Below are 23,047 nucleotides of genomic sequence, written 5' to 3'. Positions count from 1 at the left end.
CGCCCTGCGTCAGGGTGCGGCGTCGGCGGGCGGGCCGAAGAGCTCGTCCTGGGCGCGGTCCCGGGCCGTCAGGAGGGCACCGCGCAGCACCGCGCCGCCGCCCAGGAGGCTCGCACGCACCTCGGTGGACAGCGGTGACATCCGGGCCGTCCGGTCCTGCACGCGGGCGGCGAGTTCCGTACCGCCGGCCTGGCCGATCTCCCCGCCGAGCACCACGCATCCGGGATCCAGCAGCGCCGCCACCGCCGCGACCCCCACGGCGACGCGGTCCGCGAGGGCGTCGAGGAAGCGCGCGTCCGCCGAGGCCGGCTCCTCACGTGCTCTCGCGGCGGCCGCCCGTACCGCTCCCGCCGCCACCGGTTCCGTGTCCGGCTCGGCCACGACCCCGTGTTCCCCCGCCAGTTCCGCGACCGCCGCCGCGGCCGCGAGGGAGTGGAAGCCGCCGCCGCAGTCGGTGGCCGACGGCAGGCCGGGGGTACCCGGAACCGGCAGGAAGCCGATCTCGCCCGTGCCGCCGGAGGCGCCCCGGCGCAGGGAGCCGTCCAGGATCACGGCCGCCCCGGTGCCGTGGCCCAGCCAGAGCAGGACGAAGGTGTCGCGGCCCCGGGCGGCACCCTCGCGCTGCTCGGCCAGGGCGGCGAGGTTGGTCTCGTTCTCGAGACTGACGCGCGCCTCGGGCAGCCGCTCCTGCAGCGCGGCCACCAGCAGGCGGTGCCATTCCGGCAGTCCCTTGGACACCCGCAGTTCGCCGCTCGCCGGGTCGATCAGCCCGGGGGCACCGATGCCGACGGTGTGCAGCCGGTCGGCGCCCGCCTCCTTCAGCGTCCGCTCGACCAGCGCCACCGCCCGCTCCACGGCCGGACCGGTCCCGGCGTCCACCGCGATCGGCGCGTAGGCCTCGGCCAGCACCGCACCGACGAGGTCGGAGACGACCACGGCGACACCCTCGGTACGCACGTCGAGCGCCGCCAGCTGCGCCCGGCCGGCGACGATCCCGTACACCTTCGCGTTCGGCCCGCGCCGCCGCTCCCCGGCCTCCCCGACCACCGTGATCAGCCCGGCCGCGGTCAGCCGCTCGACGAGGTCGGCGACGGTCGGCCGGGACAGGCCGGTCAGCTGCTTCAACTGCCCTGCCGTCAGCGGGCCTTCCTGCTGGAGCAGCCGCAGGGCGTTCCGGTCGTTGATGGCTCTGGCGGTGCTGGGGGATGCGGCCATGGCGTGATCCTTCCAGACGGCGGCCCGGGTCGGCGGCCGGTGGGCGACGGCCGTCGGGACCGGGCGGTACGGCAACGGGCGCCACGGACCGGGCGACTGGCGGAAATTCCCTTATCTATCAGGAAGCCTTCCTGATAGTTTACGGCGGCGCATGAGGGCCGCGGCGACCGGAGGGGCGGGACCATGACCGCAGAGGTGTACGGGCAGCGCAAGGTACGGAGGGCGCGGTACGCCGTGGGCGCCGTGTTCGCCGTGCACGGTGCGGTCACCGGCTCGTTCGCCACGCGCGTGCCCTGGATCCAGGACCATGCCGGCGTGAGCCCGGGGCAGTTGGGGCTCGCGCTCGCCTTCCCCGCGATCGGCGCGTCCCTCGCGATGCCGCTGGCGGGACGGGTCGGCCACCGCTTCGGCGCCCGCACCGCGCTGCGCGGACTGATCGCGCTGTGGACGCTCGCGCTGGTCCTGCCGTCGATCGCCCCGAACCTGCTGACGCTCTGTCTGGTCCTGTTCGTCTACGGCGCCACGGCAGGCATGTCCGACGTGGCGATGAACGCCCTGGGGGTGGAGGTGGAGAACCGGCTCGAGCGGTCGATCATGTCCGGGCTGCACGGTATGTGGAGCGTCGGTGCCCTGATCGGCTCGGCGGCCGGCACCCTCGCCGCGCACCTCGGCGCGGACGCCCGGCTGCACCACGCGCTCGCGGCCGGTGTCCTGACGGTGGCGGGCGTCACCGCCGCGGGCCACGTGCTCGATCTGCAGCCCGCCGAGGACGAGGAGCCGCCGCCGAGGTTCGCACTGCCGCCCCGCTCCGCGCTGCTGATCGGCGCCATCGGCTTCTGCGCGGTCTTCGCGGAGGGTGCGAGCCTCGACTGGTCGGCGGTCTATCTGCGCGACCGGTTGGGGACCTCGGCGGGGCTCGCCGCGGCCTGCACCACCGGGTTCACGCTCACCATGGCGATCGTCCGGCTCGCCGGTGACCGGGTGGTGGACCACTACGGCGCGGTGCGCACGGTGCGCACGAGCGGTGTCGTCGCCGTCACCGGCGGACTGCTGATCGTCCTCGCCCCGCACCCCGCGACGGCGATGGCCGGGTTCGCGCTGATGGGCCTCGGCATCGCGGTGGTGGTGCCGCTGTGCTTCGCCGCGGCGGGCCGCAGTGGTACCCATCCCAGCCTCGCCATCGCGGGCGTCGCGACCATCACGTACACCTCGGGCCTGATCGCTCCGAGCGCGATCGGCCTGCTGGCCCAGGCGACCAGCCTGACGGTTTCGTTCGTCCTGGTCACCGTGTTGTCGTGCGGTCTGGCCGGCCTCGCGGGCGTGCTGCGTTCCGGTGACCGCGTGAAGGTCATCCGCCCGGACGCAGCAGTTCCCGGCCCGCGGCCCTGAGTGTCTCGCTCCAGGACGCCGGGCGCAGGGTTTTCACGTCCAGCCGTACCAGCACCCGGCTCCCCCGCGCGTAGGTCAACCCGGTCGTCCCCAGCCGCTCCAGCCACAGGTGGACGGCGTAGGCGCCGGTCCGGGTCACCGGGCCTCGTAGCCGATCCGCAGTTGCCTGACCGCGTTGCAGGCGTCGCCGGCCGCCGCCCAGTCGCCCTCGAAGCGCATGCCGTGTTCCTCCCACGGTTCGGTCCGGGCCCGCTCGACCCTCGGCGGACAGCGCGCGTTGTGCAGCAGCCCCAGCGCGTCGAGGTCCTCGAAGTGGACGGTCACGGGGATCAGCCGGCCGTACGACGGGGCGGGGGCGGTCGGGGCTTCGGCGGTCACGACGGAACTCCTGGTGCGTACGGGATGAGTGCCGCCTGCACGAACCAACGACGCGCCCTCATCCCGAGCAGACGCTCAGACAACCGGAGCAAGCCCGCCCAGGTGTACGAAGCACACCTGTTCAGCCCCGACAATGGTCCGGACACGCTGCACGAACGACGAAAGCGACAGCCCATGGATCTCGGCGTCCGCTGGACACTGCACGGAGACGGACGCACCCCGGCTCCCGGCGCGGTGGTCCGCCCCGACGAACGGCTCTCCTGGCCCCGTACCGCGGGGCTCGGCGCCCAGCACGTCGTGGCGATGTTCGGGGCGTCCTTCGTCGCCCCGGTACTGATGGGCCTGGACCCCAACCTCGCGATCATGATGTCGGGCGTCGCGACCGTCGTCTTCCTGCTGGCCACGCGCGGCCGGGTGCCCAGCTATCTGGGCTGCTCGCTCTCCTTCGTCGGCGTCGCCGCGGTCATCCGGGCCCAGGGCGGGTCGAGCGCCACCGTGACCGGCGCGGTGTTCGTGGTCGGGGCCGCGCTGTTCCTGGTGGGGCTCGCGGTGCGGCGTTTCGGGGCGCGGATCATCCACGCCACGATGCCGCCGATCGTCACCGGCGCGGTGGTGATGCTGATCGGCTTCAACCTGGCGCCGGTGACCGCCGCCACGTACTGGCCGCAGGACCAGTGGACCGCCCTGTCCGTGATGTTGTTCACCGGCCTGGCGGTGGTGTGCCTGCGGGGCTTCTGGTCCCGTATCGCGATCTTCCTCGGGCTGGTCTTCGGGTACGCGCTCTCCTGGGTCCTCGACCTGGTCTTCGGCCGGATCCACTCCGCGGACGCGAGCGGCAAGGTCACCGACCACTGGCGTCTGGACCTGTCCGGCGTGGGCCAGGCCGACTGGATCGGCCTGCCGAACCTGCACGGCCCGTCCTTCGAGTGGTCGGCGATCCTGGTCGCCCTGCCGGTCGTCATCGCGCTGATCGCCGAGAACGCCGGACACGTCAAGGCCGTCGGCGAGATGACCGGCGACGACCTCGACGACAAGCTGGGCACGGCCATCTCCGCCGACGGCGTCGGCTCCATGCTGTCCACCGCCGTCGGCGGCCCGCCCAACACCACCTACTCCGAGAACATCGGCGTGATGGCGGCGACCCGCGTCTACTCGACCGCCGCGTACTGGGCCGCCGCGTGTTTCGCCCTGCTGTTCGGCCTCTGCCCGAAGTTCGGCGCGGTCGTGGCCGCGATCCCCGGGGGTGTGCTCGGCGGGATCACCGTCATCCTGTACGGCATGATCGGCCTGCTCGGCGCCCAGATCTGGATCAACGCCAAGGTGGACCTGCGCAATCCGCTGAACCTGGTACCGGCCGCCGCGGGCATCATCATCGGCGTCGGCAACGTCACCATGGAGTTCACCGACACCTTCTCGCTCAGCGGCATCGCGCTCGGCACCCTCGTCGTCATCACCGGGTACCACGCGCTGCGCGCCTTCGCGCCGGCCCACCTCAAGACCCAGTCGCCGCTGCTCGACGCCGGCACCTCGGCCTACGACGAGAACGGGGGCGAGAACGGCGGGGGCGAGGCGGACGGCGGGGGCATTCAGCGCGCCAAGTCGTAGGCGTACGACGGGGTGAAGGTGCCCGGCGCGCCCTTGCAGCCGTCCGACTCCCCCGGCAGTTTCACCCAGAGGTAGGCGTCGATCCCGGCCTCGCCGGTACTGAGCGTCGGGGTCCGGCCGAGCTTGCGGCCGGCGGGGTCGCACCATTCGCCGTCGGCCGGTGCGCCGTTGCCGTTGCGGCTGGTGTCGATCACCGCGCCCAGGCCGGGCGGGCCGCCGAGCGCGGCGAGCACCTGCCGGTTGTGGGCGATCTCGTCGGCCGTGTCGTGGAAGTTGGAGACGTTGCTGAAGACGCCGTCGGAGGAGGCCGCCGACGCGGCCCCGGCCCGCCTCAGCCAGTCGGCCTGTCGCGCGGGCGCGTTCCAGCCGGAGTGCCCTGCGTCGTAGTAGACGCGGGCCCGGGAGTTGGCCTCCTTCAGCACCCGTCCGGCGCGGGCCAGTGAGGCGAAGCGGTCGGCGCGCTGCCCCGCGGAGAGGCATTCGACCTGGGCGAGGGAGTCCGGCTCCAGGATCACGATGACCTCGCCGGACCCCAGCCCGGCGGCGAACCGGTCGATCCAGCCGTCATAGGCGTCCAGATCGGGCGCTCCGCCCCGGGAGTGCCCGCCGCAGTCGCGGTCGGGGATCGTGTACGGCACGAGGACGGGCACCCGGCCCCGTGCGGCGCCGGCCGAGGTGATCGCGCGCACCCGCGCGGTGACCGTGTCCGGTGAGTGGTCGGCGAACCACACGGCCGCCGGCTGGTCGCCGATGCGGGACTCTATGACCGCGCGGCGCGGATCGCCGGGATGGGCCCGCACCCAGTCCAGGGCCTGGGACTCGGGGTGGCGGTAGAGCCGGGAGGGCACCGGGACCGACCGCGGCTCCCGCGCGCCGTGCGACGCGGACGGCGTGGTACTCGTCTTTTTCGCACGGGGCTCGGGAGAGGCCGACGCGGAGGGGGACGGCGCCTCGGGCGACGGGGACACCGACGGCACGACGGGCAGTGCTTCCAGCCGCGGCCACGCGGTCACCTCGGGCCGTGCCTCGTCCGAGCCGCGTCCGTCATCCACCGAAGAGACCACTCCGGCTGCGGTGCCGACCGCCACCACGAGGGAGGCGGCCGCCACCATGGCGGCGCGCCGGGCCGCGCCTCTGCGCGCGGACCGCCGGGCAGCCAGGCGTTGGGCACGCGAGCCTGACACAGTGCTGCTCCCCCTCCCCCACGACGGGCGCGTTCCCTCGATCCGGGGAAACGTCGGGCCCGCCGCCACCGGCACCACACTAAAGGTGCGACTCTGCGCTCATGGCGCAATGCGAACAAGCCCGTCAAGTCCGCACCCCCGTAGACACCGTCGTCTCCCGGATGCGCGCCCTCGACTCCGCCCTGCCCCGCCGGGACGGGATCGCGGTCTTCAACCGCGTCTACCTCGCGGTGACGACGGAGGTGGACCGGCGCATCGACGCCGGTCTGCCGGCGGACACGCAGGCGGCGGTCACCCTGGACGTGCTGTTCGCCGAGCGCTACCTGGCCGCCGTCGAGGCGGTGTCCGAGGGCCGCCGCCCACCGGCCTGTTGGCGTCCGCTGTTCCAGTTCCGCCACCATCCGGGCGTACGTCCGCTGCAGTTCGCGCTGGCGGGCATCAACGCGCACATCGGCCACGACCTGGCGCTCGCCGTCGTGGACACCTGCCGTACGCTCGGCTGCGAACCCGCCCAGATGGAGGCCGAGTTCGACCATGTGGGCGACCTCCTGGTCACGCTGGAGGAGCGCATCCGCGAGGACCTGATGCCGGGTCCCGACCTGCTCCAGCTCGCCGACCCGATGACCCATCTGCTCGCTGCGTGGAGCCTGGAGCGCGCCCGGGACGCCGCCTGGACGGCGGCCCGCGCGCTGTGGGCGCTGCGCGGACTGCCGGACGTCGCCGAGGAGTTCGCCGCGCGGCTGGACATGGCGGTCGGCTTCGCCGGACGCATGCTGCTCACGCCCCTGCCCGACTGACCCGGGCGGTCCGGCCGCCGCGAGCCGGGCGGGCTCCGGGGGCTGAGGGGTTCCCGGGGCTCCGGTGGCTCAGTCGTCGGAGAGTTCCACCGGCGCGATCTCGTCGTAGACGTCACCGGGACCGGGGTTGGTCGCGTCGGTTGCTCCACCGAAGTGGTGCATGACGCCCCAGACCGCGTTCAACGCGGTCTGGACGGCGCCCTCGGCCCAGCCGGCCGTCCAGGAGATGTCGTCGCCGGCCAGGAAGACGCCCCGCTTGTCCTCGGGCAGCCGGTCCTGCATGAAGTGCGTGAACAGGCGCCGCTGATAGCGGTAGTGGCCGGGCAGGTTGGCCTTGAAGGCCCCCATGAAGTAGGGCTCGTTCTCCCAGGAGACGGTCACCGGGTTGCCGATGATGTGCTTCCTGATGTCGACCGTCGGGTAGATCTCGCCCAGCGACTTCAGCATGACCTCCATCCGTTCGTTCGGCGACAGCGGCAGCCACTTCAGGCTGTCGTCGCACCAGGTGTACGAGAGGCAGATGACGGCGGGCTTGTCCGGGCCGTCGTCGAGCAGGTAGGTGCCGCGGGTCATCCGGTCGGTGAGCGTCATCGACATGACGTTTCGCCCTGTCGGGTTCCCGTTCTCGTCGACGGCCTCGTCCAGCCAGAAGGGCCGGTCCACGGGCACGAAGAGCTTGGAGCTCTCCATGTAGTGGGTGCGCTCGATGGCGGTCCAGTGGTCGATGGGGAAGAGCGACTCGTCGCAGGCGATCTTGGAGAGCAGCATCCAGGACTGGGCGGTGAAGACGGCCGCCCGGTAGGTGCGGATGTCCCCGTTCGCGTCCGTCACCGTGATGTGGTGGCCGGCGGTGCGGTGCAGCCGCGTCACCGCCGGGCGGGGCTCGCCGTCGGTGTGCAGGGACTTCAGCGAGGTGCCGTACGGCCAGTGGACGATCTTCTCCGGCTCGCGCTCCCACAGGCGCAGCGGCAGCTGCTGGGATCCGCCGACGATGCCGCGGTGGTGGTCGTCGGCCTCGGTGTAGACGACCCGCAGGATCTCCAGGATGGAGTTGGGGAAGTCGGTGTCCCAGCCGCCGGTGCCGAAGCCGACCTGGCCGAAGATCTCGCGGTGCCGGAAGGACTTGAAGGCCTCGGAGTCGCAGAGGAAACCGTAGAAGGTCTGGTTGTCGAGCTTCTCCACCAGCCGCGACCAGATCTCGCGGATGCGCGGGACGTCCCGTTCGCGCAGGGCGCGGTTCATGTCGGAGAAGTCGGCGCCTTCCTCCAGGCAGCGGCTCCAGGCGTCCGCCACGTCCCGGTAGACCTGCGGCAGGTCGTCGAGCGTCTCGGCGTAGTGCGACTCGCCCTTGAGGTCGACGACGGTCGAAGGCGTCGCCTCGGCAAGGGGGTTGGGGAAGGGGCGGGTCTCGAGTCCCACCAGGTCGATGTAGTGCTGGAGGGCGGTGGAGGACGGCGGGAAGCGCATCGCACCCATCTCGGCGGTGAGCGAGGGGTCGCAGCCCTCGAAGCCGACGGTGCGCAGCCGGCCGCCGATCCGGTCGGCCTCGTACACGACGGGCTTGAGGCCCATCTTCATCAGCTCGTAGGCGGCGATGATCCCGGACAGGCCGCCGCCGACGACCGCGACCTCGGTGCCGTGCTCGGTGGCGGGGATCTGGCCGAGGCCCGCGGGGTGGGCGAGGAAGTCGTCGTACGCGTACGGGAAGTCCGGGCCGAACATGGTGATCGGCGGCTGCTGCTCGTCGGCGTGCTCGACGGCGTTGGGCACCGTGGACGTCATGGGGTGCGGACTCCTTGCGCGAACGGTCTTCGAGGTGTCGGGGGAGGCGGGGTTCAGCCGCGGGGCCCGTACAGGCCGGGGCGGCGGTCCCGCAGATACGGGTTGTTCTCACGGGAGGCGGCGAGGAGCACGGGGTCCACGTCGGCGAGGACGAGTTCCTCGCCGCGGCCCGCCCGGGTACGGGCGACTCCGTCGGGTCCGGCGAGGGTGGACAGCCCCGCGAACTCCAACTCGCCCTCCTGGCCGACCCGGTTGACGTACGCGATGTACATCTGGTTCTCGAACGCCCGCACCGGCACGACGGACTCGGCGACGAACTGGAACGGGTGCATCAGCGCCGTGGGCACCAGGAGGAGGTCGGTGCCTGCCAGGGCGTGGGCGCGCGCGTTCTCCGGGAACTCGACGTCGTAGCAGATCAGCAGGCCGACGGTGAGGCCGTTGAGCTCGGCCTGGACGACCGGCTGGTCGCCCGGGGTGAAGTGCTCGTGCTCGAAGCTGCCGAAGAGGTGGGTCTTGCGGTAGTTCGCGAGGCGGACGCCGTCGGCGGAGACGAGCTGGAGGGAGTTGTGGACCGTGCCGTCGGCGCGTTCCGGGTAGCTGTAGGCGATGGCGAGTCCGTGCCGGGTGGCCGTCCGTGCGATCGCGTCGGCCGCGTCGCCGTCGGCGGGCTCGGCGAGCGCCGTGATGTCGTCGCCGATGGCGTACCCCGTCAGGAACAGCTCCGAGGTCACGAGCAGCCCGGCACCGGCCGCGGCGGCACGGCCCGCGGCCTCGTCGAGGACCTTGAGGTTCCCGGCGACGGATCCGGGCCGTCCGGAGCTCTGGAGCAGGGCGGTGCGCATGCGTTTTCCTCATCGGTACGCGGGGGTTTCGGGGGTCGCACAGACGCTACGTCCGGTCGGCTCGACCGGACAAGAAGGAGCCGTTGCGTGCCCATGAGCGAACTGTTGCGTCCGCCGCGGGGTCGGCGGCGATTCGTTGCACGCTCCCGGTTCGGCGCCCGTGCCGAGGAGGTGGAGGCGACGCCGAGGGCCGTCCTGCCCGTCCGTTCCACCTGCGCGAAGACCGCCGTGAACCGCCGTGTGAAGCACCCGGAGCCGCCACGTGGGCGGCGGTCGGGTGGGCCCCGGGTCACAACTCCCGGAGCCACGCGACGATCTCGCGCAGCAGCTCCGGGTCGGCCGCCGGCCCGCCCGGTCGGCGCGGTGCGCCGATCCACACCAGACCGGCTCCCGCCAGGTCCGCGAGCAGCACACGGACGATGGTCAGGGGCAGGTCGGCCTGCACCGCGAGTTCGACGACCGGCAGCGGGCCCCGGCGGCGCACCCGGTCGAGCAGGCCGGCGCGGACGTGGTCGATGCCGGGTCGTGCCAGGCCGGGCTCCACGGCGCTGACCTGGGACAGCAGGGTGATGGCGGGCCCTCCCGAGGGCCGGGTCCGGCCCCACGTGACGGTATAGGGGCGCACCATCGAACCGGTCTCGTCCTCGTACCGGTGATCGTCGTCGGTCACGGCAGCGGGGACACGCCGTCCGGCTCCTCGAGCGACTCCGGCTCCTGGGGCTCCAGGTCCGCGAGCATTCCTGCCGGCAGCAGCACGGTGGCCGTCGTCCCGCCGTACGGGGACTCGTGCAGCGTCACCTCGACGGCGTGCCGTGCGGCGAGCCGGCCGACCACGTACAGGCCTAGCCGGTCGTGGCGGGACGGGTCGAAGTCGTCGGGGTGGCTGAGGATGCGAGGGGCTTCGTGGAGCGGTCCGGGGCCGAGGCCGGGGCCCCGGTCGTCGATCCGCAGGACGAAGCCACCGCGCTCCCGGCCGGTGCGCAGGGTCACACGGGTGTGCGGGGGCGAGAACACGGTGGCGTTCTCCAGCAGTTCGGCGAGGAGGTGGACGACATCGGCGACGGCGTCCGCCGTGATCCCCACCCGGTCCATGGGCGGCACCTCCACCCGCGTGTAGTCCTCGATCTCGCTCACGGCGGAGGAGACGATGTCGGCCACGGGCACGGGCCGGCGCCACCGGCGGCCCGGGGCCGCGCCGGAGAGGATGATCAGGTTCTCCGCGTGGCGCCGCATCCGGGTGGTGAGGTGGTCGATGCGGAACAGCTGCTCCAGCGCCTCGGGGTCGTCCGTGCGCCGTTCCAGCGTGTCGACCAGCTTCAGCTGGCGGTGCACCAGAGCCTGGTTGCGCCGGGCGATGGTGAGCAGCACGGCGAACAGCCCGCGGCGCAGGGTGGCCTGCCGGACGGCGGCCTCGACGGCGGCGAGCCGGGCGGCGTTGAAGGACCGGCCGACCTGGCCGATCTCGTCGGGTTCCGCCTCCACCTCGGCCAGCGGCGGTGCCTCAACAGCCGCGTTCACCTCCTCGCCGGCGCTCAACCGGGCCATGACATCCGGAAGTTGGCGGGTGGTCAACAGGTCGGCGGAGTCCCGCAGCAGCTCCAGTCGGCGGGAGATGCGGCGGGCGCCGCGCACCGCCCACCACAGGGACAGGCCGATGGCCGCCAGCCCGAGCCCGCCCACGACGCCTGCCTTGATCAGTTCTTGGTAGGCGAAGGCCCGGCCACGCTCGGCGGAGTTGAGGGCCGCCTGGGTGCACAGTTCCATGTAGCGCTTGACGGCCCGGTCGGTGGTCGTACGCCAGGCCTCGGCCGCGACTGCCTCACCGGCACGCTCCGGCCCCGCCTCCAGCAGCGCGTCCTCGCCCCGGGTCAACGCGCCGTGCAGCTCGCCGCGTCGGAACTCCTCGAACAGCGCCCGTGAGTCGGTCGGCAGGTCGGCCACGTACGTCCGCTCGAAGACCCGGCGGTGCTCGATGGTCGCGGTGAGTGTGGCGTACTGCCGGTCGGTGAGCCGGCCGGCCGCACGCGCTCCGGCCACGAGAGCGTCCTCACGGGAGACGAACTCCCGCACCCGGACGAGTTCGACGACGACCTGCGCCTCCCGCGCGAGCTGTCCGGCCTGCAGTGCGGTGAGGGCGGACTGCACGTCGAATCCGGGGTCCACGAGCGCGCCGTACGCGTCGACGGCCCTGTCCCAGGAGATGTCGCGGGACAGGACCCGGTGGCGCAGTTCCTCGAGTTCGTCGGCGGCGCCGACCACGGCGTCGAGGGCCCGGCGCTGCCTACCGGAGAGCCGGCCGCGGTCGCCGTCCCGGACCGCGTGGCGCATCGCGTTCACGGCACGGTCGGTGCGGCGCTGCTGCTCCATCAGGTCCGGGGCCGCGGACGTACGGTGGCCGGCCCCCAAGTACGTGGCGGCGAGCCGCCGTTCGATCTGGATCTGTCCGATCGCCGTGTCGACGGGCGTGCCGAAGTCCTCGTACACGCCCTGCAGCCGGATCAGTGCGCGCAGTTCCCCGGTGACCGACACCATGGTGAAGGTCCACAGCACCAGCAGGGCGAGCGCCGGGGCGAACGCGAGCGCGACGATGCGGGCGCGGACCGTGGTGGGACGGCCGATGAGCCGACGCATGGCTCTCTCCCAGGATGCTCGGATGACTGGGCGGCGAAACGGCCGCCGACGGCGTTACCAGCCGGTAGCGAGGCGCACAACCTACGGGATGCCGCGCGGCGAGCGCAATGGTCTCGTGAGCATCAGGAGCAACGCTGTCACCAGGTACGGCAGCGCGAACACGGCGAAGGCCGTGCTGTGTCCGCCGCGTGAGGCGATCACCGCGTAGCCGCCGAACACCGCGACCGTGGCCAGCTCGGTGACCAGGCCCGCGACCGAGGTCAAGGTGGCCCGCCCGGTGTCCGCGATCCGCCGCTGGAGTCGCACGTCGGTCAGTACGGTCGCCGCCTGGAAGCCGCCGAAGGCCAGGGCGACGAGCACGAGCCCGGCCGTCGTGCCCGCGGCGGAGCCGACGGCCAGGACGAGCCCGGAACCCGCGAGCAGGCCCGCGAGTCCGGTCGTGCCGAGGCGTTCGCCCGCCCCGGCCAGCAGGCTTCCGGCGGTGGCACCGGCCCAGATCACCAGGAGCAGCCAGGGAACCGTCTCGTCCGCGACGCCGGTGTCCCGCACCAGCAGCGGCGTGTACTCGTCGAGGGCGCCCCAGACGGCGCCCACGGCCGGTACGAGCAGCAGCGCGCCGCGCACCGACCGGTCGGCCCGAGCCTCGGCGAGCCCGGCGCGCAGGGCCGCGGTACAGCCCTCCTGCCCGGTCGCCGGGCGGCGGTGCTCCGGGAACCGGAGGGCCGTGGCCGCGGTCAGCACGCACCCCAGGACGCTGGCGGCGCCGACGGCGATGTGGCCGCCCCGGGCCAGCACCGGACCGGCGAGCCCCATGGCCGCCATCACGGCGACCAGTCCCGCCGCGCGGGCGCGGCCCATGACGCGGGCGTAGCGGTCGGCCGCGTCGAGCCGCTCCAGTTCGTCGTAGACCAGCGCCTCCAGTGCACCGGACGCGAGCGCTCCGCCGGCTCCCCACAGCACGAAGCCGGTCGCGAAGGCACCGTAGGAGGGCAGCAGCACCCACAGGGCGAAGCCGGCGGCGGTGAGCAGCGGGCCGAGCCACAGCAGCAGGCGCCGGGACACGGCGTCCGCCCAGACACCGGAGGGGACCTCCAGCAGGACGCCGGTGACCGACCAGAGGGCGAACAGGGAGGAGATCTGCCAGACCGTCAGGCCGGTGTCGCTGAACAGCAGCGCGTACACCGGGTAGAGCAGCACGAAGTCTTCGAGGAACGCGTAGCCGTACAGCGTGGTCGTCAGCCGTCGGACGCGGGGGTCGGGCGCACGCGTGGACGTGAGAGTCATGAGGCCTTCCCGTAAGGGCGGTTCGGACACCGGACGTGGAGGACGTACGGCGCCCGGGGCGGCCCACGGGAGGCACGAGGGGTGGATCAATGTCGCCAGGTCATGGCACCGATGGTAGACGCCTGAGCCGGATGTGGTCCGTCGTTTCCGTATCCGGCCGACGTGTCCGGCCGACGTGTCCGGCCGGACGGTCACGGCTCCGGGGTGGAGCGCCGAGGGGGCGGCAGCACGTCTCCGCTGCGCCTGAGCCGCCGCCGGGACAGCCGGGATCGCCACGTGGCCGATCCGGTACAGGTGCAGGAGGTTCCGGGCCGCGTTCCAGTCGGCGTTCGCCTCGAGGCCGCAGCCGGGGTTCTCGCCTAGGTGGGCGACCCCGACGAGAAGCGGCGCAGCAGCGGTGACAGCACCAGTACGGACTTGGTCCGCTCGACGAACGGCTCCCCCGCGATCCGTTCCAGGACCCGTTCGAAGTGCCGCATGTCGGCGGCGAAGACCTGGGCGACCGCGTCCGCCTCCCCGGTGACGGTGGAGGCGGACACGACCTCCTGGTAGCGCTCCAGGCCCCGCTGGATGGTCTCCGGGGAGGTGTTGCCGCGGCAGTAGATCTCGACGAACCCCTCGGTCTCCCAGCCGAGGGCGGCGGGGTCCACCCGTACCGTGAAACCGGTGATGGCACCGGTGGCGCGCAGCCGGTCCACGCGCCGCTTCACCGCGGGCGCGGACAGGCCGACGAGCTGGCCGATGTCCGCGTAGGAGCGGCGGGCGTCCTCGGCGAGGGCGTGCACGATGCGTTCGTCGAGATCGTTCAGCACTGCGGGCGGTTCACTTCGCTTCTGGGAGGTCCACGACGGGGCCGGTGGGGTCGGGCCGGTACGGAATCGGCCGGGGCGGGTCAGGTCCAGCTGGCGTGCAGCGGCTTGCCCTCGGCGTAGCCGGCGGCGCTCTGGACGCCTACGACGGCCTTCTCGGCGAACTCCTCCAGGGAGCCGGCGCCCGCGTACGTGCAGGAGGAGCGGACGCCCGCGATGACCGAGTCGATCAGGTCCTCGACGCCGGGCCGGGCCGGGTCGAGGAACATGCGGGAGGTGGAGATGCCCTCCTCGAACAGCGACTTGCGGGCCCGGTCGTAGGCCGACTCCTCCGAGGTGCGGTTGCGCACGGCACGCGCGGAGGCCATGCCGAAGGACTCCTTGTAGGGGCGGCCGTCCGCGTCGTGCTGGAGGTCGCCGGGGGACTCGTAGGTCCCGGCGAACCAGGAGCCGACCATCACGTTGGACGCACCGGCCGCGAGCGCCATCGCGACGTCGCGCGGGTGGCGGACACCACCGTCGGCCCACACGTGCTTGCCGTACTTCCTCGCCTCCGCCGCGCACTCCAGCACCGCGGAGAACTGCGGCCGGCCGACGCCGGTCATCATGCGGGTGGTGCACATGGCGCCGGGGCCGACACCGACCTTGACGATGTCCGCGCCGGCCTCGATCAGATCGCGCACCCCCGCGGCGGCGACGACGTTGCCCGCGGCGACCGGGACCTGCGGATCGAGGTCGCGCACCAGCTTCAGCGCGCTGATCATCGACTCCTGGTGCCCGTGCGCCGTGTCGATGACGAGCGTGTCGACGCCCGCCTCCAGCAACTGCTGGGCCTTGCCGCCGACATCGCCGTTGATGCCGACGGCCGCGGCGATCCGCAGTCTGCCCTGCGCGTCGGTGGCCGGCGTGTACAGGGTGGCCCGCAGGGCGCCCTTGCGGGTGAGGATGCCGGCGAGGCGGCCGTCCTCGGCGACGGCGGGGGCGTAGCGCCGGTTGGCGCCGTCCAGGGTGTTGAAGGCCTCGCGCGGGTCCATGTCGGCGTCGACGAGCAGCAGGTCGCGGGACATGACCTCGGTGAGCTGCGTGAAACGGTCCACGCCGGACAGGTCGGTGTCGGTGACCACGCCGACCGGCCGGTGCTCGTCGTCCACGACGACGCCCGCGTTGTGCGCGCGCTTGGGCAGCAGGGCGAGCGCGTCGGCGACGGTCTGGTGCGGGGCGAGCACGATGGGGGTGTCGAGGACCAGGTGGCGGCTCTTGACCCAGGAGACGACCTCGGTGACGACCTCGATCGGGATGTCCTGCGGGATGACCACGAGACCGCCCCGGCGGGCCACCGTCTCGGCCATGCGGCGGCCGGCGATGGCCGTCATGTTGGCGACGACGAGCGGGATGGTGGTGCCCGTGCCGTCCGGGGAGCTGAGGTCCACGCTCTGCCGGGAACCGATGGCGGACCGGTTCGGCACCATGAAGACATCGTCGTACGTCAGGTCGTACGGGGGCTGGATGTCGTTGAGGAAACGCACGTGCTGCACATCCCAGTCGTTCAGAGGTGGCCCCCGGACAGGTCAGCCAGGGGGAAGAGCACGTACCTCATTGTCCCATGACGGCCGGAGCGCCTTCTCCGGTCGGATCGTCCAGGCCGTGCCGTCGGGCACTGGGAGGAATCTCCGAGCGTCCGGGCCACGGTGAGCGACGGGGCACGCGGGGCCGAACGGGCAGGCAGGCAGACGAGGACGAGCCGCGGCACCGTGCGCCCGATGCCGCCGCGCCCGCCCCGGGTCCACGCGTCGTCGGGGTCGGTCAGGGGCCGTCGGGGTCCGAGCGGTTGAGGGCGGACCTGGGGGCCGGCCCCGCCGCCATCAGGTAGTCCGCGGCCGAGGTGTCCGTCACCAGGCTGGTGACGAGCCCGGAGCGCAGCACCGCGTCGATGGCGGGGCCCTTGCGCTGCCCGCCGGCGATCGCGACGACCTCGGGTACCCGGCGGAGCTGGTCGGCCTTGACCGTGATGCACCGCTCGCCCAGGTCGCGGCCGACCCGGCGTCCGTCGGAGTCGAAGAGATGGGCCGACATCTCGGCGGCGACACCGAGCGAGGCGTAGTGCGCACGCTCCTCGTCCGAGAGCATGTCGTGCACCGTCGAGATGCCCGGCTCCCACGATCCGATGGAGACACAGGCGACCGTGACCTTGTCGAAGTACTCGAAGGCCCGCGCGATGCCCGTCTGGTGGCGCAGCGCCTGAGCGGTGGCCGCGTCCGGCAGCAGCATCGGCGCGTAGATGGGGTGGGCGTCGCCGCCCGACACCTGCGCGGCCCGCCGTACGGCCTCCACCGAGCCGCGCTCGGCGGTCCCGGCGTCGTACACACCCGTGAGCTGCACGACCGTGCAGGGCGGCAGCCGGTCCAGGGCCGCCGCCATGTGGATGGTGGACCGGCCCCAGGCCAGGCCCAGCACATCACCTTCGTCGACCAGCTCGCCGAGCAGGTCGGCGGCCACCTCTCCGAGGTTCTCGGGGTCGGGTGTCTCCTCGGCTTCGGCCGGGGACTCCACCACGACGGCGTGCCGCAGGCCGTAGCGGGCACGCAGCGCGTCGGAGCGCTCCGCGTCCAGCTCGGCGGGCACACGGATCTCGATGCGCACGAGATCCCGTTCGAGGGCGGTCTCCAGGACCCGGGCCACCTTGAAGCGGCTGACGCCGAACTCCTCGGCGATCTGGATCTTGGACTTGCCCTCGAGGTAGAAGCGGCGGGCCATGGCCGCCGCCTGCACCAGCTCAGCGGGTCCCATCCGCATGGCTGAACGGCCCGCCGCCGACATACCCGACACGGCGTTCTCCTCACTGCTGTTCACACTCTGGATTCGCCGTTCATCCTCGCAGATCCGGCGCGGTCGATCAGCCCTGCTGAAAGCCGTTCACGTTCTCGTGGCTCAGTGGTCGCATGCCCAGGACGCCTTGCCCGTGGCGGCCTCGGCCTGGCGGCGCAGTGCGCGGACCGCCTCGGCCGGGTCCGCCGCCCCGTACACGGCGGATCCCGCGACGAAGACGTCGGCGCCGGCGTCGGCGCACTGCTCGATGGTGGACGCCGAGACCCCGCCGTCGACCTGCAGCCAGAGCTCCAGGCCGTGCTTGCTGATCAGCTCGCGGGTGCGGCGGATCTTCGACAGCACGATGTCGAGGAAGGCCTGGCCCCCGAAGCCCGGCTCGACCGTCATGATCAGCAGCATGTCGAGCTCGGGGAGGAGGTCCTCGTACGGCTCGATGGGGGTCGCGGGCTTCAGCGCCATGGAGGCCCGCGCCCCCTTGGCCCGGATCTCGCGGGCCAGCCGCACCGGTGCGGCGGCCGCCTCCACGTGGAAGGTGACGGAACCGGCCCCCGCCTCGACGTACTGGGGCGCCCAGCGATCGGGGGCCTCGATCATCAGGTGGCAGTCCAGCGGAGTGTCCGTCGCACGGGCGAGCGACTCCACGACCGGCACACCGAGCGTGAGGTTCGGGACGAAGTGGTTGTCCATGACGTCGACGTGGAGCCAGTCGGCTCCCTCGACCGCCCGCGCCTCGTCCGCGAGGCGGGCGAAGTCGGCGGACAGAATACTGGGGTTGATCTGCGCGGCCATGCATCAAGCCTGCCATGCCCTTCGAGGGTCGGCGGCATCGGTCGGGTACCAATACGGTCGCGTGCGGACCGGCCGCCGCTTCGGGGCGGGGTCAGCCGGTCCGGCGGATGAGCGCCAGATACATGGCATCGGTCCCGTGCAGATGCGGCCACAGCTGTACGTCGGGGCCCTCGCCCAGCTCCGGGACTCCGGGCAGCAGCGGCCGGGCGTCGAGGAGCTCGGTGTCCGGAAACTGTTTGAGCAGGTCGGCGACCACGGCCCTGGTCTCGGCGAGGTGCGGCGAGCAGGTGGCGTAGCCGACGACGCCGCCGACCCGTACGGCTTCCAGGGCGCCGCGCAACAGCCCGCGCTGCAGCGGGGCGAAGCCGTCCAGGTCGTCCGGCCGGCGGCGCCAGCGCGCCTCGGGCCGGCGGCGCAGGGCGCCGAGCCCGGTGCACGGCACGTCGACCAGCACCCGGTCGAAGCTGCCGGGCCGCCACGGCGGCCGGGTCCCGTCGGCGGCGACGACCTGGTACGGCCCGGGGTTCCCGGCCAGCGCCTTCGCGACCAGTCCGGCCCGGTGCGGCTGCTTCTCGGAGGCCAGCAGGGCGGCGCCCCGCTCGGCGGCGAGCGCGGCGAGCAGCGCGGCCTTGCCACCGGGGCCGGCGCAGCCGTCCAGCCACCTGTGGTCCGGCCCGTCCAGCGGGGCGTTGGCGACGGCGAGCGCGACGAGTTGGCTGCCCTCGTCCTGCACTCCGGCCCGGCCGTCCGCCACGGCCGGGATCGCGCCCGGCTCGCCGCCCTCGCTCAGCCGCACCGCGTACGGCGACCAGCGTCCCGGGAGGGCGGCCTCCTCGCCGAGCAGTTCCTCGGGGGTGGCTCGCCCGGGACGGGCGACCAGGGTCACCTCGGGCCGCTCGTTGTCCGCCCGCAGCAGTTCCTCGATGCCGGCACGGCCGCCGCCGAGGGAGTCCCACAGCGCGGAGACGATCCAGCGCGGGTGCGAGTGCACGACGGCGAGATGGTCCTCGGGGTCCTCGTCGTAGGGCGGCGCGACCCGCTCCAGCCAGCCGTCGAGGTCGTGCTGCGCGACCTTGCGCAGCACGGCGTTGACGAACTTGGCCCGCCCGTCGTCGAGCACCACGCGCGCGAGCTCGACGGAGGCGGAGACGGCGGCATGCGGGGGGATCCGGGTCCCGAGCAGCTGGTGCGCGCCCAGACTGAGCACGTCCAGCACGGGCGGGTCCACTTCCCGCAGCGGCCGGTCGACACAGGCCGCGACGACCGCGTCGTACGTGCCCTGCCGGCGCAGCGTCCCGTACACCAGCTCGGTGGCGAGCGCCGCGTCCCGGGCGTCGAAGTCACCGCCCTCGCGGGCCCTGCGCAGCAGCGGCGGCAGGACGAGGTTGGCGTAGGCGTCCCGCTCGTCCACGGCCCGCAGGGCCTCGAAGGCGAGGATGCGGACGGGGTCCTTCTTGGGCCGACGGTAGGGCTTGCCGGGGTTGCGGGGTCGACGGGACTGGTCGCTCACGAAAAAGGTGCTCCGGGTGTGGGATGAAGTGCGCGGTCCAGCCTACGTCGCCGGGGGCGGGGCGGGACCGGGGCGAAGTGGGGCCAAAGGCCGCGGCGTCAGGCGCCGACCGTCTCCTCCGCGCCGATCCGCGCGCCGCGTGCCCAGTCCGCCGCCCGCATCGGCTTCTTGCCCTGGGCCTGCACCCACAGCAGCTCCACGGCGTGCGAACCGGTGCCGACGTACACGTTGTTCTTGCCCGCGGACACCCGGCCCGGGGCGAGGTCCGTGCGGTCGGGAGCGGGGACGACCTGGACGAGCTTGAGCCGCTCGCCCCGGAAGGTGGTCCAGGCACCGGGCGCGGGGGTGCAGCCTCGCACGACCCGGCCGACGCGCAGGGCCGGGGCGTTCCAGTCGACGTGGGCGTCCTCGACGGAGACCTTCGGGGCGAGGGTGACCCCGTCGGCGGGCTGCGGTACGGCCTTCAGGGTGCCGTCCGCGATGCCGTCCATGGTCGCGGCGAGCAGCCCGGCACCGGCGAAGGCGAGCCGGGTGAGCAGGTCGCCGCTGGTGTCGGTGGGGCGGATCTCCTCGGTGACGGTGCCGTAGACCGGCCCGGAGTCGAGCCCCTCCTCGATGAGGAAGGTGGACGCACCGGTGATCTCGTCCCCCGCCATGACGGCGTGCTGGACGGGCGCCGCACCGCGCCAGGCGGGCAGCAGCGAGAAGTGCAGGTTGACCCAGCCCCGCTCCGGGATGTCGAGGGCGGCCCGGGGCAGCAGGGCGCCGTAGGCGACGACGGGGCAGCAGTCGGGGGCGATCTCGCGCAGCCGCTCCAGGAACTCCGGGTCCCGGGGCTTCACGGGCTTGAGCACCTCGATCCCGGCCTCTCGCGCCCGCTCGGCGACCGGAGAGGCCACCAGCCTGCGGCCCCGCCCGGCCGGCGCGTCGGGCCGGGTGACGACGGCGGCCACCTCGTGCCGCTCCGAAGCGAGAAGAGCGTCCAGGGCGGGAACGGCGACCTCGGGGGTACCGGCGAAGACGAGCTTCATGGAGTGGTTCGGGCCTCTCGGGCAGGAACGGGTGCGGGCAGCGCACCAGTCTATGGGGGACCCACGCGTCGGACGAAGCCGAGGCGCACGCTCCCGCACGGGGGCGCACGCATATGCCGCCACGCCCCCACCCCGTGACCCGCGGGGCGAATCCGCGTTGGTCAAGAAAGAGTTGACCACATCGGGCCCGGACGCGGCCCGTTCCTTTCAACGCCGGCTCGAGAGGCTTGCCCATGGCCGACCACGCAACCCACGACGCCCAGGCTCGCGCCAGCCTGCACTTGCTGGTGCGGGACATCGAGCGGGTCCGCCGGCAGGTGGACGCACTGCGCACGCTCACCGCCCAGCTGGGCAACGTCTACCGCCCTCGCCGCTCCGGCTCCTCCACGGGCTTCGTCGTCTACGGACGTGCCCCCGCTCCGACGGTCCGTCTCGCCCAGGAGCTGCGGGACAGCGTCGAGACCCTGGTCACCGCAGCCGTCGACTTCGACCGTTCGCTGGGCTTCTCGTGGGACGCGGTGGGCTCCGCGCTCGGCGTCACCAAGCAGGCGGTGCACCGCCGCTACGGCTCCCGCCGTGCCTCGGCCGCCCGGACCGCCCCGGCCATGGAGGCGGAGCACACCGCGGAGCCGTCGGGGACCCGCACGGTCAACGTGGGCGCCGGCGTCTCCACCGTGCCGACGGTCCCGGCCGCCCGCTCCATGCCGACCCAGCCCACAGCGAGCAGCTCGTCCCTCCGCAACGACCCCCGCCCCACGGCGTCCCCCGCTCCCCCGACCTTCCCGGGCCCCCGCAACGGCTGACCCGACGGCAGTACGGCGCCGTTCAGCCGATGTCGGGTGGGTCGATCCGCACCCGTACCGGTGTGTCGCCCCCGCGGGCCATGCGCGCCGCCTGGGCCGACTTCAGTGCGCCGGTGAGCGCCGCCCCCCTGCCCGGTGGTACCCGGATCAGCGCCCGCTCCCAGTGTTCCCCGGGCGGCGAACCGCCCGGTCGCCGGGGGCGGCCGACGGGGGTGGGGGACAGCGGGACGGGCCCCAGTACCTCCGCCTCCGCCGGCAGTTCGACCGCCCGGAGGAACTCCGCCACGGCCTCCCCCGGTCCCGACACGGCCGCCATCCGCGACACCGGCGGAAAGCCCAGCTCGGTCCGCTCGCTCAGCTCCCGCACCGCGTGTCCCACCGGGTCCCACCGCACCAGTGCCTGCACGGGCCGCAGCGTCGGCTCGGCGATCACCACCACCGTGCCGCCGGCCGCCTGCGGACGCACCAGCGCCGCCGCACCGATCCACCGGCGCAGCGCGTCCTCCGCGGCCCGCAGATCGGGCCGGCCCAGCATCGCCCAGCCGTCCAGCAGCAGCGCCGCCGCGTAGCCGCCCTCCGCGACCGGCTCGGCCCCGGGGGTGCTCACCACCAGCGCGGGCGTGCCCGGCACCGTGTCCAGCACATGCTCGCGCCCTGAGGTGCGCACCGGCACGGCGGGGAAGGCCCGCCCCAGCTCCTCGGCGGTCCGGCGGGCCCCCACCACCTGGGCCCGCAGCCGGAACCCGCCGCACTCCGGGCAGTGCCAGCCGACCTCCTCGCGCCCGCACCACCCGCACTGCAGATCGCCGACACCGTGCGCCTCCAGCGGCCCCGAGCAGTGCCGACACCGCGCGGGGGTGCGACAGCCGGCGCACACCATCCGGGGGACATAGCCGCGCCGGGGCACCTGCACGAGCACCGGCCCGTGCCGCAGCCCCTCCCTGACGGCCTGCCAGGCGAGCGTCGGCAGCCGGGCGGCACGGGCGGCCTCGTCCCGCGCGAGGTCCCCGTCGCCGACGGTCCGCACCAGCGGCGCGGCGGCCCGTACCCGGCCCCTCCCGGCGACCAGCGGTCCGGCCCAGCCGGTCTCGACCAGCTGGGCGGCCTCCACCGTGCAGCTCCAGCTCCCCAGCAGGAAGCCGCACTTGTCCTGCGCCGCCCGCAGCAGCAGCACTTCTCGCGCGTGCGGCTGCGGGGCGTGCTGCTCGCTGTGGCTGGCGTCGCCGTCGTCCCAGAGCGCGACCAGCCCGAGATCCTGGACGGGCGCGAACATCGCCGCCCGGGTGCCGATCACGGCGCGCACGGACCCCCGCCGCACGGCGAGCCACTGCGCGTACCGCTTCTCGGGTCCGGCGTCGGCGGTCAGTACGGCATGCCGCCCCTTGCCCAGGAGCTCGGTGAGCGCGGCGTCGACACGGGCGACGCTCCGTCCGTCCGGCAGGACGACGAGCGCGCCGCGCCCCGAGGCCAGCGTCGCCGCCACGGCACGGGCCAGCTCCTCGCTCCACAGCGGTCCGGGCAGCGCGTTCCACACGGCCCGCGGAGCACCGCCGGAGGCCAGCGACCGGAGGAAGGCCTCCCCCTGTTCGTACCGGGCCCAGGAGCCCGGCTCGGGTATCGGGGGCGGCGGCGCGGGGTCGGGCGAGGGACGCCGCTCGGCGCGGGCGTTGCGCGGCGGCACGGCGAGCTGAAGCACGTCGGCGAGGCTGCCCGCGTACCGGTCGGCGACCGCGCGGGCCAGCCCCAGCAGTTCCTCGTTCAGGACCGGCTCGGGTGACACCACCTGGGCGAGGGCGGCCAGCGGGCCGGAGTAGTCGGACTCGGCGAGTCGCTCGACGAGGAACCCGTCGATCAGCCCTCCGCCCTCGCGGCGTCCCTCGCGCACCCGGTGCCGGCCGGCCCCGAACCGCACCCGGACCCTGACGCCCGGCTGCGCGTCGGCGTCGAGTTCCTCGGGCACCGCGTAGTCGAAGTACCGGTCGAGGTGCAGCGCGCCCTTGTCGACCAGGACGCGCGCGACCGGTAGTTCCCCGGCGAGCGCGGCACCCCGCCAGGTCCGCGGCTTGGCCCGGGGTGTGTCCGCCTTGCGCACGGTCTCGCGGATGAGCGCGAGCTGCTCCGGCGGGGCACCCCGCGCACCACCGTCCACCTGCCCGTTCTCGCTGCTCACGC

At 73.5% G+C, this 23,047-nt stretch carries 18 protein-coding genes and 1 pseudogene; 4 read left to right on the top strand and 15 right to left on the bottom strand.

Translation table 11 applies throughout. The annotated features are described in order from the left end of the window. Window positions 1-9: 9 nt before the first annotated feature. A complete protein-coding gene (locus AB0I73_RS22070; RefSeq protein WP_363039824.1) occupies window positions 10-1,215 on the bottom strand; it encodes an ROK family transcriptional regulator in 1,206 nt (401 codons plus the stop codon). A 183-nt stretch (window positions 1,216-1,398) separates the two neighbouring features. On the opposite strand from AB0I73_RS22070, the gene AB0I73_RS22065 reads away from it, so the two are divergent. After that, complete coding sequence (locus AB0I73_RS22065) at window positions 1,399-2,604, top strand: MFS transporter (protein WP_363039822.1); 1,206 nt, start codon at window positions 1,399-1,401, stop codon at window positions 2,602-2,604. Here AB0I73_RS22065 and AB0I73_RS22060 read toward each other — a convergent pair. Continuing rightward, window positions 2,564-2,982: pseudogene (locus AB0I73_RS22060) on the bottom strand (acyl-CoA thioesterase). The gene AB0I73_RS22065 and the pseudogene AB0I73_RS22060 sit on opposite strands and share 41 nt — an antisense overlap. A gap of 174 nt (window positions 2,983-3,156) precedes the next feature. On the opposite strand from AB0I73_RS22060, the gene AB0I73_RS22055 reads away from it, so the two are divergent. Beyond that, window positions 3,157-4,587 carry a solute carrier family 23 protein gene (locus AB0I73_RS22055; protein ID WP_363039820.1) on the top strand — a complete coding sequence of 477 codons (1,431 nt, stop codon included), beginning with the start codon at window positions 3,157-3,159 and terminating at the stop codon, window positions 4,585-4,587. Here the strand turns inward: AB0I73_RS22055 and AB0I73_RS22050 are convergent. Then, window positions 4,569-5,699, bottom strand: coding sequence for a glycoside hydrolase family 6 protein (locus tag AB0I73_RS22050; RefSeq protein ID WP_363039850.1), 1,131 nt, complete (start codon window positions 5,697-5,699; stop codon window positions 4,569-4,571). The two genes, AB0I73_RS22055 and AB0I73_RS22050, sit on opposite strands and share 19 nt — an antisense overlap. A gap of 173 nt (window positions 5,700-5,872) precedes the next feature. Here AB0I73_RS22050 and AB0I73_RS22045 point away from each other — a divergent pair, with 173 nt between their 5' ends. Next, window positions 5,873-6,568 (top strand): DUF5995 family protein, encoded by a 696-nt coding sequence (locus AB0I73_RS22045; protein WP_363039818.1) that lies wholly within the window; start codon window positions 5,873-5,875, stop codon window positions 6,566-6,568. Window positions 6,569-6,637: 69 nt separating this feature from the next. On the opposite strand, the gene AB0I73_RS22040 is transcribed toward AB0I73_RS22045, so the two are convergent. The 11 genes from AB0I73_RS22040 to fmt all read right to left on the bottom strand — a co-directional run bounded on the left by AB0I73_RS22040 (window position 6,638) and on the right by fmt (window position 20,072). After that, entirely contained in the window at window positions 6,638-8,350 is a 1,713-nt protein-coding gene (locus AB0I73_RS22040; protein WP_363039816.1) for an NAD(P)/FAD-dependent oxidoreductase, read from the bottom strand. Between the two features lie 53 nt (window positions 8,351-8,403). Beyond that, window positions 8,404-9,192 (bottom strand): carbon-nitrogen hydrolase family protein, encoded by a 789-nt coding sequence (locus tag AB0I73_RS22035; RefSeq protein WP_363039814.1) that lies wholly within the window; start codon window positions 9,190-9,192, stop codon window positions 8,404-8,406. Between the two features lie 289 nt (window positions 9,193-9,481). Continuing rightward, complete coding sequence (locus AB0I73_RS22030; RefSeq protein ID WP_363039812.1) at window positions 9,482-9,862, bottom strand: DUF742 domain-containing protein; 381 nt, start codon at window positions 9,860-9,862, stop codon at window positions 9,482-9,484. Continuing rightward, window positions 9,859-11,823, bottom strand: coding sequence for a nitrate- and nitrite sensing domain-containing protein (locus AB0I73_RS22025; RefSeq protein WP_363039810.1), 1,965 nt, complete (start codon window positions 11,821-11,823; stop codon window positions 9,859-9,861). The genes AB0I73_RS22030 and AB0I73_RS22025 overlap by 4 nt, the downstream gene beginning before the upstream one ends. A gap of 81 nt (window positions 11,824-11,904) precedes the next feature. Then, the gene (locus AB0I73_RS22020; protein ID WP_363039808.1) at window positions 11,905-13,107 is read right to left on the bottom strand and encodes an MFS transporter; all 1,203 of its coding nucleotides are present in this window, start codon (window positions 13,105-13,107) and stop codon (window positions 11,905-11,907) included. A gap of 359 nt (window positions 13,108-13,466) precedes the next feature. After that, window positions 13,467-13,919, bottom strand: coding sequence for an Lrp/AsnC family transcriptional regulator (locus tag AB0I73_RS22015; RefSeq protein WP_109379437.1), 453 nt, complete (start codon window positions 13,917-13,919; stop codon window positions 13,467-13,469). Window positions 13,920-13,999: 80 nt separating this feature from the next. Beyond that, window positions 14,000-15,442 carry a GuaB1 family IMP dehydrogenase-related protein gene (locus AB0I73_RS22010; protein ID WP_363039848.1) on the bottom strand — a complete coding sequence of 481 codons (1,443 nt, stop codon included), beginning with the start codon at window positions 15,440-15,442 and terminating at the stop codon, window positions 14,000-14,002. A gap of 277 nt (window positions 15,443-15,719) precedes the next feature. Beyond that, window positions 15,720-16,766: a sugar-binding domain-containing protein gene (locus AB0I73_RS22005; protein ID WP_109379439.1), complete on the bottom strand. Its 1,047-nt coding sequence runs from the start codon at window positions 16,764-16,766 to the stop codon at window positions 15,720-15,722. 78 nt (window positions 16,767-16,844) lie between these two features. Then, window positions 16,845-17,531, bottom strand: a complete 687-nt coding sequence (rpe, locus tag AB0I73_RS22000; protein ID WP_363039805.1) for a ribulose-phosphate 3-epimerase — start codon at window positions 17,529-17,531, stop codon at window positions 16,845-16,847. A gap of 91 nt (window positions 17,532-17,622) precedes the next feature. Further along, a complete protein-coding gene (locus AB0I73_RS21995) occupies window positions 17,623-19,041 on the bottom strand; it encodes a transcription antitermination factor NusB (RefSeq protein ID WP_363039803.1) in 1,419 nt (472 codons plus the stop codon). Between the two features lie 98 nt (window positions 19,042-19,139). Continuing rightward, window positions 19,140-20,072 (bottom strand): methionyl-tRNA formyltransferase, encoded by a 933-nt coding sequence (gene fmt, locus AB0I73_RS21990; protein WP_363039801.1) that lies wholly within the window; start codon window positions 20,070-20,072, stop codon window positions 19,140-19,142. A gap of 233 nt (window positions 20,073-20,305) precedes the next feature. On the opposite strand from fmt, the gene AB0I73_RS21985 reads away from it, so the two are divergent. After that, window positions 20,306-20,875, top strand: a complete 570-nt coding sequence (locus AB0I73_RS21985; protein WP_363039799.1) for a hypothetical protein — start codon at window positions 20,306-20,308, stop codon at window positions 20,873-20,875. Window positions 20,876-20,897: 22 nt separating this feature from the next. Here AB0I73_RS21985 and AB0I73_RS21980 read toward each other — a convergent pair whose 3' ends face one another. Further along, entirely contained in the window at window positions 20,898-23,045 is a 2,148-nt protein-coding gene (locus tag AB0I73_RS21980; protein ID WP_363039797.1) for a primosomal protein N', read from the bottom strand. Window positions 23,046-23,047 lie beyond the last annotated feature (2 nt).

This window comes from Streptomyces sp. NPDC050388 (assembly GCF_040655635.1).
GTDB lineage: Bacteria > Actinomycetota > Actinomycetes > Streptomycetales > Streptomycetaceae > Streptomyces.
The sequence above is the reverse complement of the archived record's forward strand: the minus strand, read 5'-3'. Positions and strand labels throughout refer to the sequence as shown.

Bases quoted from the DNA above. Each gene is read 5' to 3' on its own strand.
- AB0I73_RS22050 (WP_363039850.1), bottom strand. From the start codon at position 5,699: ATGGTGGCGGCCGCCTCCCTCGTGGTGGCGGTCGGCACCGCAGCCGGA.
- AB0I73_RS22025 (WP_363039810.1), bottom strand. From the start codon at position 11,823: ATGCGTCGGCTCATCGGCCGTCCCACCACGGTCCGCGCCCGCATCGTC.
- AB0I73_RS22040 (WP_363039816.1), bottom strand. From the start codon at position 8,350: ATGACGTCCACGGTGCCCAACGCCGTCGAGCACGCCGACGAGCAGCAG.
- rpe (WP_363039805.1), bottom strand. From the start codon at position 17,531: ATGGCCGCGCAGATCAACCCCAGTATTCTGTCCGCCGACTTCGCCCGC.
- AB0I73_RS22045 (WP_363039818.1), top strand. From the start codon at position 5,873: ATGGCGCAATGCGAACAAGCCCGTCAAGTCCGCACCCCCGTAGACACC.
- AB0I73_RS22070 (WP_363039824.1), bottom strand. From the start codon at position 1,215: ATGGCCGCATCCCCCAGCACCGCCAGAGCCATCAACGACCGGAACGCC.
- AB0I73_RS22035 (WP_363039814.1), bottom strand. From the start codon at position 9,192: ATGCGCACCGCCCTGCTCCAGAGCTCCGGACGGCCCGGATCCGTCGCC.
- AB0I73_RS22055 (WP_363039820.1), top strand. From the start codon at position 3,157: ATGGATCTCGGCGTCCGCTGGACACTGCACGGAGACGGACGCACCCCG.
- AB0I73_RS22020 (WP_363039808.1), bottom strand. From the start codon at position 13,107: ATGACTCTCACGTCCACGCGTGCGCCCGACCCCCGCGTCCGACGGCTG.
- AB0I73_RS22065 (WP_363039822.1), top strand. From the start codon at position 1,399: ATGACCGCAGAGGTGTACGGGCAGCGCAAGGTACGGAGGGCGCGGTAC.
- AB0I73_RS21985 (WP_363039799.1), top strand. From the start codon at position 20,306: ATGGCCGACCACGCAACCCACGACGCCCAGGCTCGCGCCAGCCTGCAC.
- fmt (WP_363039801.1), bottom strand. From the start codon at position 20,072: ATGAAGCTCGTCTTCGCCGGTACCCCCGAGGTCGCCGTTCCCGCCCTG.